The 13,933-nt window shown below is 26.4% G+C and carries 13 protein-coding genes; all 13 read left to right on the forward strand.

What is annotated here, in order from left to right; all coding sequences use genetic code 11:
• Position 1: 1 nt before the first annotated feature.
• The 13 genes from neuC to OD91_RS00555 are packed head-to-tail and all read left to right on the forward strand — an operon-like array spanning position 2 to position 13,880.
• On the forward strand, positions 2 to 1,159 hold the full coding sequence (gene neuC / locus OD91_RS00495; protein ID WP_144894452.1) for a UDP-N-acetylglucosamine 2-epimerase: 1,158 nt from the start codon (positions 2 to 4) through the stop codon (positions 1,157 to 1,159).
• A complete protein-coding gene (locus tag OD91_RS00500; RefSeq protein ID WP_144894453.1) occupies positions 1,159 to 2,115 on the forward strand; it encodes a polysaccharide deacetylase family protein in 957 nt (318 codons plus the stop codon). The genes neuC and OD91_RS00500 overlap by 1 nt, the downstream gene beginning before the upstream one ends.
• Positions 2,115 to 2,912, forward strand: a complete 798-nt coding sequence (locus tag OD91_RS00505) for a formyltransferase family protein (protein ID WP_144894454.1) — start codon at positions 2,115 to 2,117, stop codon at positions 2,910 to 2,912. The genes OD91_RS00500 and OD91_RS00505 overlap by 1 nt, the downstream gene beginning before the upstream one ends.
• Positions 2,909 to 3,607, forward strand: a complete 699-nt coding sequence (locus OD91_RS00510; protein WP_144894455.1) for a cytidylyltransferase domain-containing protein — start codon at positions 2,909 to 2,911, stop codon at positions 3,605 to 3,607. Before OD91_RS00505 ends, OD91_RS00510 begins: the two co-directional genes overlap by 4 nt.
• A 2-nt stretch (positions 3,608 to 3,609) precedes the next feature.
• Positions 3,610 to 5,310, forward strand: coding sequence for an asparagine synthase (glutamine-hydrolyzing) (asnB, locus tag OD91_RS00515; protein ID WP_144894456.1), 1,701 nt, complete (start codon positions 3,610 to 3,612; stop codon positions 5,308 to 5,310).
• Positions 5,307 to 6,704: a UDP-glycosyltransferase gene (locus OD91_RS00520; protein WP_144894457.1), complete on the forward strand. Its 1,398-nt coding sequence runs from the start codon at positions 5,307 to 5,309 to the stop codon at positions 6,702 to 6,704. The genes asnB and OD91_RS00520 overlap by 4 nt, the downstream gene beginning before the upstream one ends.
• The gene (locus OD91_RS00525; RefSeq protein ID WP_144894458.1) at positions 6,691 to 7,263 is read left to right on the forward strand and encodes a DapH/DapD/GlmU-related protein; all 573 of its coding nucleotides are present in this window, start codon (positions 6,691 to 6,693) and stop codon (positions 7,261 to 7,263) included. Before OD91_RS00520 ends, OD91_RS00525 begins: the two co-directional genes overlap by 14 nt.
• A 2-nt stretch (positions 7,264 to 7,265) precedes the next feature.
• Positions 7,266 to 8,414 (forward strand): glycosyltransferase family 4 protein, encoded by a 1,149-nt coding sequence (locus tag OD91_RS00530; protein WP_144894459.1) that lies wholly within the window; start codon positions 7,266 to 7,268, stop codon positions 8,412 to 8,414.
• On the forward strand, positions 8,404 to 9,405 hold the full coding sequence (locus tag OD91_RS00535) for a glycosyltransferase family 2 protein (protein WP_144894460.1): 1,002 nt from the start codon (positions 8,404 to 8,406) through the stop codon (positions 9,403 to 9,405). Before OD91_RS00530 ends, OD91_RS00535 begins: the two co-directional genes overlap by 11 nt.
• Positions 9,402 to 10,517, forward strand: a complete 1,116-nt coding sequence (locus OD91_RS00540) for a glycosyltransferase (protein ID WP_144894461.1) — start codon at positions 9,402 to 9,404, stop codon at positions 10,515 to 10,517. The genes OD91_RS00535 and OD91_RS00540 overlap by 4 nt, the downstream gene beginning before the upstream one ends.
• Positions 10,518 to 11,591 carry a glycosyltransferase family 4 protein gene (locus tag OD91_RS00545; RefSeq protein ID WP_144894462.1) on the forward strand — a complete coding sequence of 358 codons (1,074 nt, stop codon included), beginning with the start codon at positions 10,518 to 10,520 and terminating at the stop codon, positions 11,589 to 11,591.
• Positions 11,585 to 12,913, forward strand: a complete 1,329-nt coding sequence (locus OD91_RS00550; protein WP_144894463.1) for an O-antigen ligase family protein — start codon at positions 11,585 to 11,587, stop codon at positions 12,911 to 12,913. Before OD91_RS00545 ends, OD91_RS00550 begins: the two co-directional genes overlap by 7 nt.
• A complete protein-coding gene (locus OD91_RS00555) occupies positions 12,900 to 13,880 on the forward strand; it encodes a hypothetical protein (protein WP_144894464.1) in 981 nt (326 codons plus the stop codon). The genes OD91_RS00550 and OD91_RS00555 overlap by 14 nt, the downstream gene beginning before the upstream one ends.
• The last annotated feature ends 53 nt before the right edge of the window (positions 13,881 to 13,933 follow it).

Consider the following 13,933-nt stretch of genomic DNA (forward strand, 5'->3'; position numbering starts at 1 on the left):
TATGGCAGTTAAAAAAATATGTGTAGTAGTTACGGCACGCCCTTCATATAGTCGTATTAAAACAGCATTAAAAGCAATTCAAGAGCATTCTAAATTAGAATTGCAATTAGTTGTAGCTGGTTCTGCATTATTAGGAAGATATGGGAATGCAGTAGATTTTATTGAAAAAGATGGCTTTAAAATTGCAGAAAAAGTGTTTATGGTACTAGAAGGAGAAACACCTACTTCTATGGCAAAAACGACAGGGTTAGGAGTTATGGAATTGGCTAATGTATTTTATAAACTACAGCCAGATGCAGTTATCACAATTGCAGATCGGTTTGAAACAATAGCTACAAGTATTGGAGCCTCATATCAGAATATACCCTTAATACATATACAAGGAGGAGAAGTAACGGGCAATATTGATGAAAAAGTTAGACATGCTAATACAAAATTGGCTGATTTACATTTAGTAGCTTCAGAAGATGCAAAAGAACGAGTAATAAAGATGGGAGAAAATCCTCAAATGGTATTTAATACAGGATGTCCGTCAATAGACTTAGCAAATGAAATAAAAGATACTCCAAAATTAAACTTTAACCCTATCGAAAAATATGGAGGAGTAGGAGAGGTTATCGATTGGGAAAAAGGATACATTGTAGTAATGCAACACCCAGTAACTACCGAGTATGATTCAGCAAAGGCAGATGTTTTAAAAACCTTAGCAGCAGTAAACGAACTTGCTATTCCTACCTTTTGGTTTTGGCCAAATGTAGATGCAGGTTCCGATGGTACCTCAAACGGTATTAGAACATTTAGAGAAGTTGTAAAACCCAAAAACATTCACTTTTTTAAAAATATGGAACCTAATGACTTTTTACGCTTATTGGTAAATAGTAAATGTTTAATAGGTAATTCAAGTGTTGGAATTAGAGAATGTTCTTATTTAGCAGTGCCAACAGTAAACATAGGAACACGTCAAAACAGAAGGCAAAGAGGTTCTAATGTTTTGGATGTTATTTATAATAAGAAAAAAATAAAAGAAGCTATTGAAAATAGAATTTCAATTAAAACAATACAAACTGAAAGTATTTATGGTGATGGAACTTCAGGGAAACGTATTGCAGAAATAATAGCCAATACCGAATTAACATTTCATAAAACTATTGAGTATTAATGTTAATAGTATCTAATTATCATTATATACGAGAAAGTTTTGAAAGCAAATACCCAAGCATATTTGGAGTAACCCCAAAACAATTTCAAAAACAACTAGAGCAATTAGCTACTTACGGAGAATTTATTTCACAAGAACAATTAGTGTCTTTCAGAAATAAAAAATTTGATAAAAACTATATACTCATAACTTTTGATGATGGCTTGTCAGAACAATATGAACTCGCAAAACCAATTTTGGATAAGTTAGGAATACCCTATGTGTTTTTCATTAACACGATGAACTATACTAAAAAAGAAATCTCATTAGTACATAAAGTACATTTAGTACGCTCACAAATTTTATCAAAAGAAATAATAGATTTTATTTCAACCAGTTTTGGTATTCATATAACAGAAGAAGAAAAAAAATTAGCACAAATTAATTACAACTATGATGATGAAAGTTCAGCATGTTTAAAATATCTTTTAAATTTTAAATTGAATTATAGTGAACAAGAGAAAGTGATAACTCCTATTTTCAATAACTTATTTGAGGAAAAAGAACTGGTGAAAAAATTGTATTTTACACCTGATCAATTAAAAGAATTATATAAAGATGATGTTTTAGGCTCTCATTCACATCACCATGTGCCTTTAGGGTTATTAGATGCGAGTAAAATAAATAAAGAACTTTTAGCATCTCAAATGTTTTTTCAAGATCAGTTTGGTAAAGAAGCATATTCTGTAAGTTATCCTTATGGATCTAAAGAAGCTTGTGATAAAGTTACAGAAATTGAAAAATCGTCAGGTTTTAAACTAGGTTTTTCTATGGAAAGAGCAGTTAATTCTCAAATAGAGAAAAACCCGTTGATGATTTCAAGGTATGATTGTAATGATCTTCCCTCAGGAAAATTTGATATATTTAAGTCAACGGATTTATTTAAAGAAGGAGTTAAAAGTAATTGGTATCAATAATGAGTAGAGTTATTTTTTTAACAAGTGATAGTTTGCGACATAAGTATATAGCTGCTCAATTGAGTGAATATTTTGACTTGAAATTAATTATTACAGAAAAAAAATCAATAAAAATAGAAGACACTACTGATTTAACAGAAGAAGATGCGGCTTTTACTGCAAAGCATTTTAAAGCAAGAGCAGAAAGTGAATCCTCTTTCTTTTCAGCATACACTAGTTTCCCTAAAGGAGTGAAATGCGTTAATTTAGAACATAGAAAAATAAATACCGAAGCAGTATTAGATACAATTAATAAAGTTAAACCTCATAGAATTATACTATTTGGCACATCAATTATTAAAAACCCGTTATTACAAAAATACACAGGTAAAATTATAAATTTGCATCTAGGATTATCACCTTACTATAAGGGATCTGCTACAAATTTATTCCCAGTAATATATAACGAAATTTCTTGTATAGGCGCTACAATTCATATTGTAAATGAAAAAGTAGATCAAGGACCTATATTACATCAATTAAGACCAGAGATTAAAACCTCTGATATTTTACATGATCTAGGAAATAAAGTGATACATCAGTCAGGAAAGGAATTGCCTGTGATTATTCAAAAACATATAGATAAAGCTTCAATAGGGGTAATACAAACACAAAAAGGTAAAGTTTTTCGATTGAAAAATTTGACAACATCATTGCTTAGAAAAGCGTATATTAATATCGAAAAAGGAGCAATAGATAATTACTTGAAAAATAAAGAAGCGACTGATAAAGAATACCCTATAATTACTTTGTTATGAAAATACTTGGATTAATCCCTGCTAGAGGAGGTTCAAAAGGAGTTCCTTATAAAAATATAAAAAAGCTAAATGGAAAACCATTACTGCAATATACATCTGAGATAGCATTAAAATCTAAATATCTTTCAAAAGTGATTTTAACCACAGATGATGATAAAATAATGAAAGTTGGAAAACAACTAAACCTAGAAGTTCCTTTTAAAAGACCGGCCGAATTGGCTTTAGATGCATCACCTACGTTATCAGTTATTTTACATACGTTAGAATATTATGAATCTAAAAATGTTTTTTTTGATGCAGTATGTTTATTACAAGTTACAAGTCCTTTTAGAACACTACAATTTTTAAATAATGCAATTGAAAAGTTTATTGTAAAAGAAACTGATAGTTTAATTTCTGTATTAGAAATACCTCATGAATATAATCCTCATTGGAGTTTTGAAGTAAATTCATCGGGAAACCTTGATATAGCTACTGGAGAGTCAGAAATTATTTCTAGACGACAAGAATTGCCAAAAGCATACCACAGAGATGGTAGTATTTATATAACTAAAACCACAGTCATAAAAAACCAAAAGTCTTTATACGGAAAAACAATTGCCTATATTGAATCACCAAAATCATTGTATGTAAATATTGATACAATAGAAGATTGGTATAAAGCAGAAGATATGGCTATTTTATTAAATAAATAAATATGTGTGGAATAGTAGGAATAATTGGTGAAAAAGCTAATATTAATACATTAAAGTCTATGTTAAAAGTTCAGCAGCATAGAGGCCCGGATTTTACAGGGATATTTCAAAATAAAAATATAGTCTTAGGGCATAATAGATTATCAATTATAGATTTATCAGAAATAGCCAACCAACCTTTTATTTCCTCCAATAAAAGATACACCTTAGTTTTTAATGGTGAAATATATAATTATTTAGAATTAAAAAATGAATTGATAACGTATAATTTTGTTACAAATTCTGATACAGAAGTTTTACTTGCTGCATATATAAAATGGGGTAAAAAATGTTTAAGTAAGTTAAATGGAATGTTTTCGTTTGCAATCTGGGATTCTCAAAAAGAAGTATTATTTGCAGCACGAGATCGTTTTGGTGTAAAACCGTTTTATTATCATAAAACTGATAGTACATTTTACTTTTCTTCAGAAATAAAAACATTGCATGAAACTGAAATAGAAAAAGCACCATCAGAAAAGGCATGGGCAAATTATTTAGTTTATGGTAGCTACGGTATGCCAAATGAAACATTTTGGGAAAACATTTTACAATTACCAGGAGGTTATTTTTTAACTTATGTGAAGGGGAAATTATCTTCTGAAAAGTGGTATTTTTTTGAGAAAGAAGTTTTGAAGCATCAAAAAAATGAGTCAATTAAAAAGGTAAAGTCAACATATAAAAAGTTATTAAAAGAGAGTATCAAGTTACGTTTTAGAGCAGATGTAAAAATAGGATTTAATATTAGTGGAGGATTAGACAGTTCTATATTACTTGCATTTGTAAATCAGATAAATACAAAGCAGAACATAAAAGCGTATACTTTTTGCACTAATGACGAGCGATATGATGAATTACCTTGGGTTAAACAAATGATATCATTAACAAATAATCCACTCTCAGAAGTAATTTTAGAACCAAATAAGGAAATTGAAGATAAAATAAAATATGTATCAGATATTCAAGATGAACCATTTGGAGGTATTCCGACAGTAGCATATAGCCAAATTTTTAAACAAGCGAGAAAAGAAGGAACAATAGTATTGCTAGATGGTCAAGGAATGGATGAACAATGGGCTGGGTATGATTATTATACACAACAAGGAGATGCAACAATTCAAGGAGTGCGAAAATCACCTTTTAGAACGAATGTGCTAAGGACTGGATTTTTAAAGCTTGCAGAAAAACCAGTTTATCCTAAGCCATTTAATAACCGAATTTTAGATATGCAGTACCGTGATTTGTTTTATACTAAAATACCAAGAGCATTACGTTTTAACGATCGTATATCTATGGCTTACAGTACAGAGTTACGAGAACCTTTTTTAGATTATAGATTAGTAGAATTTGCTTTTGCTCAACCATTAAAATATAAAATTAACAAAAGAGTTCAGAAATATTTATTAAGAGAACTAGCTTCAGAATATTTAGGTAACACAATAACCTATGCACCTAAAAGACCTTTGCAAACTCCTCAACGTGAGTGGTTGGGAGGAGAATTAAAGAAGTTTGTTACAGATAATTTAGATAAATTGAAGTCTTCAGAATATTCAAAATGGTTTAATTCAATGGAATTAGATAAAGAATGGGAGTTGTATCTTGCGGGAAATAATGATGCTAGTTTTCATATATGGCAATGGGTAAATTTAAGTTTAATTTTAAGATGAAAAAAAAAGTTTTAATTTTACTACCAGATGGGATAGGTCTAAGGAATTTTGCCTATTCAGATTTTTACAATAAATTATCAAAACAAAATTCAGTATTATTTTGGAATAATACTGAGTTTCCTTTAAAACAAAAATTAAACATAAATGAATTTCCTTTAATAAATACAAAAACACATAACTTAACGGATATAATAAAAACAGCAAAAAATAAAATTGAACTTAAATTAAATTCTATAGCATTTAAAGATGAAGTATACCTATCTTATATCTTTAAAAATAAAATTATCTCAATTAAAACCTTATTAAAAAAAGCACTAGTTAATTTCTTTGTGACTTTTTACAATTCTAAAAAAGGTATAGAAAAACTAAATAAGTATATAAATTATCTAGAAAGAAAAACCATTTTATATAGAAATGCATTAGAACAATTAAAAGAGATTAACCCGGGTGTTGTTTTTTGCACAAATCAAAGAAATTCAGTAGCAATAGCTCCAATTCTTGCAGCTAAAGATTTACATATAAAAACAATTACATTTATTTACTCATGGGATAACTTGCCTAAAGCAACTTTAGTCATAGAACCTGATTATTATTTTGTTTGGAGTGATTTTATGAGAGATGAATTAAAAATGTATTATCCCCAAATAAAATATAGTCAAATAAGAGTTACTGGTTCTCCTCAATTTGAGTTGCATTTTGATAAAGAATTAGAAGTGAAAAAAAAGAGTTTTTTTATAGAATATAATTTAGATTTAGATAAAAAGTATTTATGTTTTTCAGGTGATGATGTTACAACATCACCTTATGATGAATATTATTTAGAAGACCTAGCAAAAACAGTTGTTGCATTAAATAAAGAAGGAAATAACTTAGGAATTATTTATAGAAAATGTCCGGTTGATTTTACAGGTCGACAAAATAAAATTATAGATAAATATAAAGACGTTATTTTTCCAATAGATCCAATGTGGAATGACCTAGGAAACTCTTGGAATAAAGTTATGCCTTTAAAAAGGGATTTAGAATTATTAACTAATACAATAAAATTCTCAGAAATAGTAATAAATGTAGGTTCATCAATGGTATTTGATGCTGTAGCAAAAAACAAGCCTTGTGCTTATATTAATTATAATACTAATAAAGGTGATGTATCAAAATGGGATATTAATAAGATTTATAAATTCATTCATTTTAAATCTATGCCTTCAAGCAAAGCAGTTTTATGGATAAATAAAAAAGATGATTTGAAAAAGGTAATTCTTGATTCTTTAAATGGTCAAGTTTCATTAAATGAAACTAAAAAGTGGTTTGATAAAATTGTTAAAACACCTCAAAATCAAGCTTCAGAGAATATAGTAAAAGAAATTAACAAGATTTTAAATGAAAAAAATTAAATTATATATAAAAAAACAAATTAAATCCTTTTTAGGTATTGAAACTACTAGAATGTATGTTTCTAAGTTAATTAAAAGAGGATTAATTATTGGAAATAATTTTAATATTCAGAAAGGAGTGATACTTGATGATACTCATTGTTGGCTTATAACAATTGGTAATAATGTAACTTTAGCTCCAAATGTTCATATTTTATGTCATGATGCTAGTACTAAATATCATTTAAATTATACTAAAATTTCTCCTGTAGAGATTAAAGATAATGTCTTTATTGGAGCTTCATCTATTATAATGCCTGGAGTTACTATAGGTGAAAATGTTATTGTTGCAGCTAATTCAGTTGTTACAAAAAATATTTCATCTAATAAGGTAGTTGCTGGAATCCCAGCTAAACCTATTTGTAATACTGATGAATATATTGAAAAATGTAAAAATGAAATGGAAGATAATAATAAGTTCGACGAGAGATATTTACTTAAAAATATAACTTCAGATAAAAAAACACATATGAAATCAATTTTATATTCTTCAAAAAATAAAAATGGATATATTGTTTAATTATGAATATCGCTTATATAACTTCTGAATACTCATACAATAATGAAGTAAATAATATTGGTGGTATTGCATCATTTATAAGAAATTTATCTGTTAACTTATTATTATTAGGACATACTGTATATATATTTTTATATAGTCAAAATAGAAACGAAATAATAGAGTACGAAGGTGTAATTATTTATAAAATTAAACTAAAGTCCTTTAAAGGATTTACTTGGTTAACAAATCGTTTGTATTTTAATAAGTATATAAATAGAATTATATATGAAAAAAAAATAGAGATACTAGAAACTCCAGAATGGACTGGTTTTACTGCATTTATGAAATTTAAAGTGCCACTCGTAATTCGTTTACATGGTTCAGACACCTACTTTTGTTCATTGGAAAAAAGAAAAGTTAAATTTCAAAATAAATTTTTCGAAAAAAGAGCTTTACAAAATGCTGATGCTATTATTGGGGTGAGTAATTTTGTATCACAACAAACAAAAGAAATATTTAAACTTGATAAAAAAATAATAACAATATATAATGCTATTGATGTAAAAAGATTTAAACCAAACTATCAAGAAATAATACCAAAATCATTATTATATTTTGGAACAATTGCTCGTAAAAAAGGGGTGTTAGAAATAGCTAAAATTTTTAATAAAGTAATTGAAAAAGATGAAACTATTAGATTGTTTTTTTTAGGAAGAGATAATAAAGATTATCTTTCTGGAACTTCTACTTTAAGAATGTTTAAAGATTTATTATCAATAAAAGCTAGAGAAAATTTTTTTTATAAAAATGCGGTACCATATAATGAAGTTAAAAAGTTAATAAATAAAGCTGAAGTTATAATATTACCTAGTTTTGCTGAAGCATTACCGATGACTTGGCTTGAGGCAATGGCTATGGAAAAGGCTATTGTAACTTCAAATATTGGTTGGGCAAATGAAATTATGATAGATGGAGAAACTGGATTTACATGTAATCCTAAAGAACATGAAAATTATGCCAATAAAGTTATTAATTTATTTAATGATAAAAGTTTAGCAAAAAAAATGTCTAAAAAAGCAAGACTAAGAATAGTTAGCTCTTTTAATCAAAAAATAATATTTGAAAAAAATTATGAATTTTATAAACAATTAATTAGAAATGAAGTTTAGTCTAATAATTTGTACATATATGCGTCCTCAATCGATTTTAACATTGTTAAAATCTGTAAATGAGCAAATGTTGTATCCAGATGAAATAATTATAGTTGATGGCTCTACAGATGATAAGTCTAAAGAAATTATTGAAAAGAATAATTTCAAAAAATTATTATATTATAAAGTTGCAGAAGAAAATAGAGGACTAACAAAACAGCGAAATTTTGGTATTAATAAAGTCTCTAAAGATATTGAAGTTGTTTGTTTTTTAGATGATGATATTGTACTTGTAAAGTCTTATTTTAAAAATTTACTTACTGCATATGCGTTCTATTCTGATGCTGGTGGAATTGGTGGCTACATTATTAATGAAGTAAAATGGAGACCTTTAAAAGTAAATGAAAAGCCAAAGTTTAAAGATTATGTTATCGATGGTTGGGTAAGAAACTTAGGTGGTAGAAATGTGATAAGAAAAATACTGGGATTGTTATCAAATGAACCTCCCTGTATTATGCCAAAATTTTCTAATGGTTTTTCGGTTTCATATTTGCCACCTAATGGGAAAATTTATAAAGCAGAGTATTTCATGGGAGGAGTTTCTTCATTTAAAAAAAAAGTATTAGATTCTATTAAATTTTCTGAATATTTTACTGGATATGGCCTTTATGAAGACTTAGAATATTGCCTGAGAGTTTCAAAAAAATATAAGTTATATGTAAATACTGCAGCAACTCTTTTTCATTATCATGAAGAAAGCGGTAGGCCTAATAAATACAATTATGGTAAAATGGTAATAAGAAACGGATGGTATGTATGGCGAACAAGTGTTAGTTATCCATCATTAATTACTCGTTTTAAATGGAATACTATTATGCTTATTTTAATGATATCTCGTTTTACAAATATATTTACTACAACAAATAAGAAAGAAGCTTTTGCAGAATTTATAGGAAGAAAAGTAGGTTTATTAACATTATTATTTAATAAACCTAAAATTCAAGAATGAAATTTGCAATAATAACACATGTAATTCATAAAAAAGAGCATGGTTCTTTTTATGCATATGAACCTTATGTTCGTGAAATGAATTTATGGCTAAAAAATGTTTCTAAAATTAGAATTGTAGCGCCATTTTCAAAAAATAAAACTACTAATATTGATGAAAGATATAGGGCTAAAAATATTGATTTTAAGCAAATAAGTAGTTTTAATGTATTAACTTTTAAGAACAAAATAACTTCATTATTTAAAATACCTTTTATTGGTTTTGAAATAATTAAGAGTTGTTATTGGGCAGATCATATTCATTTACGCTGTCCAGGAAATATAGGGTTGCTGGGTTGTATTGTACAAATATTTTTTCCATTAAAAAAGAAAACTGTAAAATATGCTGGTAATTGGGACCCTAATTCTTTAAATCAACCTTTAAGTTACAAAATCCAAAAATGGATTATATCGAATACTTTTCTAACTAGAAACTGTAAAGTATTAGTTTACGGAAATTGGAAAAATCAAACAAAAAATATAATTCCTTTTTTTACAGCTTCATATACTAAAGAAGAAATAAATCAAGTTGAGCCTAAACATTTTTCAACAAAAATAAAATTTATTTTTGTTGGTGCATTTAGTATAGGTAAACAACCTGGATTATCTGTGAAAATAATTAAAGAATTGTTAAAAAAGGGTTATAATGTCCAATTAGATATGTATGGTAATGGTGTGGAGTATAAAAAGGTGGAAAAATATGTTTTTGATAATAAGATTAATAATAATGTTTTTTTGCATGGAAACCAATCTAAAGAGGTTGTGAAGTTAGCTTATCAAAAAAGTCATTTTTTAGTTTTTATTTCAAAATCTGAAGGTTGGCCTAAAGTTATTGCTGAAGCTATGTTTTGGTCTTGTTTACCCATATCAACTAAAGTTTCTTGCGTACCATATATGCTAAAAAATGGAGAAAGAGGTGTTTTGATAAAGAATAACATAAACGAAATTGTTTCTAATATTGAGTTATTAATTAATAATGAAGATATTTATCAAAAGAAAGTAATTAGTGCAAAAAAGTGGTCTCAGCAATTTACTTTAGATAAATTTTCTTACGAAATAAAACAATTTATATAGTTGGAAAAATTAAAAATTTTACAAATAATTGACTCTTTAGATATAGGGGGAGCAGAAGTCTTATCTATAAATATAGCTAATGGTTTAATTTTTAAAAATGTAGATTCGCATATATGTGTTACAAGAAAAGAAGGGGGATTAAAAAACAATATTAATGAAAATATTGGCTACCTTTTTTTGAATAGAAAATTAATTATAGATATTAATGCTATCATTATTTTAAAAAAATATATAAAAAAAAACACTATTGGAATTATTCATGCGCATTCAACTTCATATTTTGTTGCTTTTTGTTTAAAGTTGATTTATCCTAAAATTATTATTATTTGGCATGACCATTATGGTAAAAGTGAGTTTTTAAAAAGTAGAAAACTCTACCCTTTAAAATTTATGTCTTACTTTTTTCACTATATTATTTCTGTTAACAGTAGTTTGGAAAAATGGTCAAAAGATAATTTATTAACTCAAAATGTATCATACTTGAGTAATTTCTCACATTTTAGTAATATTAAAAAAGTTACTAAACTAGAAGGCCTTGAAGGTAAAAGAATAGTTCATTTAGCTGGTTTTAGAGAACAAAAAGATCATTTAACTTTATTAAAAGCCTTTAATGATGTTTTAAAAACAAATGCAGATTGGACTTTACATCTAATAGGTAAAGAATATAAAAATAATTATTCAAGATCAATTAGAGATTATGTAAAGAAGAATAATTTGGAAAGAAAAATATTTTTTTATGGTGTATGTCATGATATAAAACATATTTTATCACAAGCTTCAATCGGAGTATTGTCTTCAAAATCAGAAGGATTACCTATTTCTTTATTAGAATATGGTTTGGCTAAATTACCAGTTCTAGTTACTAAAGTTGGTGATTGTGGAATTGTAGTAAGTAGAAAAGAACAATTAGTTGAACCAAATAATCCAAGTGATTTTTCTTTAAAATTAAAAAATCTAATCAAAAATGAAAAATTAAGAGAAGTCCTTGCGGATAATTTATATAAAAAAGTTAAATTAGAATTTAACAAAGAAAAATATTTAAATAGTTTAATTGATATTTATAAAAAATGTTAAATTTTATTTCGGAAAATAAATTTATTGTTATAATAATCCATATTTTAATTGGGTATTTAGCAATTTTTTCTTTTTTTTCAAAATTTATTATTATTATTATTATTATAATTGGAATTTTACTAATCATTATTAATAAAAACAAAAATGAGGAAGCTTTAGTATTATCAGGATATATAGTTGGTTCTGAAGTTTTTTTTAGAATGACTCAAGGTTTTATTTTATATGAAACGGGTAAATATGCAGTAATTTTATTTTTATTATTGGGGTTAATACTTGGTATAGTCAAGCAAAAAATCGCTATCCCCTTTTTCATTTATCTTTTTCTATTGATTATTGGTATAGTTTTCACTAAAGTTCCTGAAGGTGAATCTTTGCGTAAAGCGATTCTCTTTAATTTAAGTGGACCTTTAATGCTAGGTATATGTGCAATTTATTGCTACAAAAGAGTTATTACTAATAAAGAAATAATAAATGTATTATTTTATATGTTACTACCTATTTTTTCTACAGTTGCTTATTTATTCTTTAGAACACCAGATATTAAAGAAATAGTATTTGGTGGAGCTGCAAATTTTGAAACTTCAGGAGGATTTGGGCCAAATCAGGTAGCAACAATATTAGGGGTAGGGATTTTTATTTTATCAATTTTTATTTTAAAAAAAATAAAAATATCAGGTTATGTAATTTTTGATGGAATATTATTATTGTATTTTGTTTATAGAGGTTTATTAACTTTTTCAAGAGGAGGAATAATAACGGCAGTCATCGCATTACTGTTTTTTTCTTTTTTTTATATTTTATATCAAAAAAGATCTTTACATTTATTTTTTAAATATGTTATTGTTGGTAGTTTTATAACATTGTCTATTTGGATATATACCTCTAATATAACAAACGGAATGTTAGATAATAGATATTCTGGTAAAAATGCAAGAGGGGTACAGAAAAAAGATATTAGTTCTGGGAGAGTAAAACTTATAGAGGAACAATTTAGTAGCTTTATGGAGTCACCTCTTTTTGGCTTAGGTGTTGGTAACGGTAAATTTGAAAGAGAGAAAAATACAGAAAAAATTACTTCAGCATCACATAATGAAATTACTAGATTGATTGAAGAGCATGGAATGATTGGAATAATAATTTTGTTTATTTTATTTTTTTTTCCCATTAAGATATTGTATAATTCTAACAATTATCAAAAAGCTTTTTTACTTTCTTTTTTTTTATTTTGGTTTTTAACCATTAGTCATTCAGGTATGAGAATTGCATTTCCTGGTTTTATTTATGGTCTTAGTCTAATTTATATTAAACATGAAAAAAATTAAATATTTTATTGTTATCATTATTATTGTAATAATTTATTTTAACAATAATTACCCTTTTTTCACTTATGGTTCTTTAGGATGGTCGGTCGGTTATCAGTTTGTAAAAGAGGATTCTCTTTTTAATTTATCTATAAAAAATGGAAGCATCATATCTAGTTCAAAAATAAACACATTTAATAAAAATAATGAATCTATTTTTATTGCAGATCCTTTTTATATTAAGCATAATGATAAAATTTATCTTTTTATTGAAAACCAAGTAAAAAATGATAATGCTAGAATTGATGTTTTAATATCTAAAAACGGTATTGATTTTGAATATGGAGGTTTAGCTTTAGATGAAAATTTTCACATTTCTTACCCACAAGTATTTAAAGATGAAGAAGGTTTTTATATGATTCCTGAAACAAAAAACAGTAATAATGTTTTACTATATTATACCAATAACTTTCCTTATGATTGGAAAATAAAAGATACATTGATAAAAAATGTTAGGTATAAAGATCCGACATTGGTTAGTTTGAAAAATAAAAAATATTTGTTTACTGTAGATGATGAATTAAATTTATACATTTTTAAATCTAAAAAAATACAAGGACCTTGGGAATTGTGTAAAAATTACAGAGAGAAAAAAGGAAACGAAGCAAGGCTAGCTGGTAGGTATTTTAAATATAAAGATAAAATTTACCTTCCATTTCAAAATTTATCTAAAGGATATGGAACAGGTGTGTCTTTATATTCAGTTAGTCTTAAAGACAATGAAATTAAACTAAAAAAAGAGAAACATCTATACTTAAAACCTGAAATTGAACTTGATTTTTTCAATAAAGGGATGCATCATTTGGATGTCCAAAAAGTTTTTGGAGGATATTTTATTACTTATGATGGGCAAAGAAGAGACAATAGAATTCATTTTAATTGGAAAAGAACAATTAAACATAATTTAATAGATTTAGGATTATATTGAAGTTAAAAAATAAAATTTCTAATGATCTTTCTAACAAATAAGTTTCAGCAATA

The organism is Lutibacter sp. Hel_I_33_5, assembly GCF_007827455.1.
Lineage (GTDB): Bacteria > Bacteroidota > Bacteroidia > Flavobacteriales > Flavobacteriaceae > Polaribacter.

Bases quoted from the DNA above. Each gene is read 5' to 3' on its own strand.
- neuC (WP_144894452.1), top strand. From the start codon at position 2: ATGGCAGTTAAAAAAATATGTGTAGTAGTTACGGCACGCCCTTCATAT.
- OD91_RS00500 (WP_144894453.1), top strand. From the start codon at position 1,159: ATGTTAATAGTATCTAATTATCATTATATACGAGAAAGTTTTGAAAGC.
- OD91_RS00505 (WP_144894454.1), top strand. From the start codon at position 2,115: ATGAGTAGAGTTATTTTTTTAACAAGTGATAGTTTGCGACATAAGTAT.
- OD91_RS00510 (WP_144894455.1), top strand. From the start codon at position 2,909: ATGAAAATACTTGGATTAATCCCTGCTAGAGGAGGTTCAAAAGGAGTT.
- asnB (WP_144894456.1), top strand. From the start codon at position 3,610: ATGTGTGGAATAGTAGGAATAATTGGTGAAAAAGCTAATATTAATACA.
- OD91_RS00520 (WP_144894457.1), top strand. From the start codon at position 5,307: ATGAAAAAAAAAGTTTTAATTTTACTACCAGATGGGATAGGTCTAAGG.
- OD91_RS00525 (WP_144894458.1), top strand. From the start codon at position 6,691: ATGAAAAAAATTAAATTATATATAAAAAAACAAATTAAATCCTTTTTA.
- OD91_RS00530 (WP_144894459.1), top strand. From the start codon at position 7,266: ATGAATATCGCTTATATAACTTCTGAATACTCATACAATAATGAAGTA.
- OD91_RS00535 (WP_144894460.1), top strand. From the start codon at position 8,404: ATGAAGTTTAGTCTAATAATTTGTACATATATGCGTCCTCAATCGATT.
- OD91_RS00540 (WP_144894461.1), top strand. From the start codon at position 9,402: ATGAAATTTGCAATAATAACACATGTAATTCATAAAAAAGAGCATGGT.
- OD91_RS00550 (WP_144894463.1), top strand. From the start codon at position 11,585: ATGTTAAATTTTATTTCGGAAAATAAATTTATTGTTATAATAATCCAT.
- OD91_RS00555 (WP_144894464.1), top strand. From the start codon at position 12,900: ATGAAAAAAATTAAATATTTTATTGTTATCATTATTATTGTAATAATT.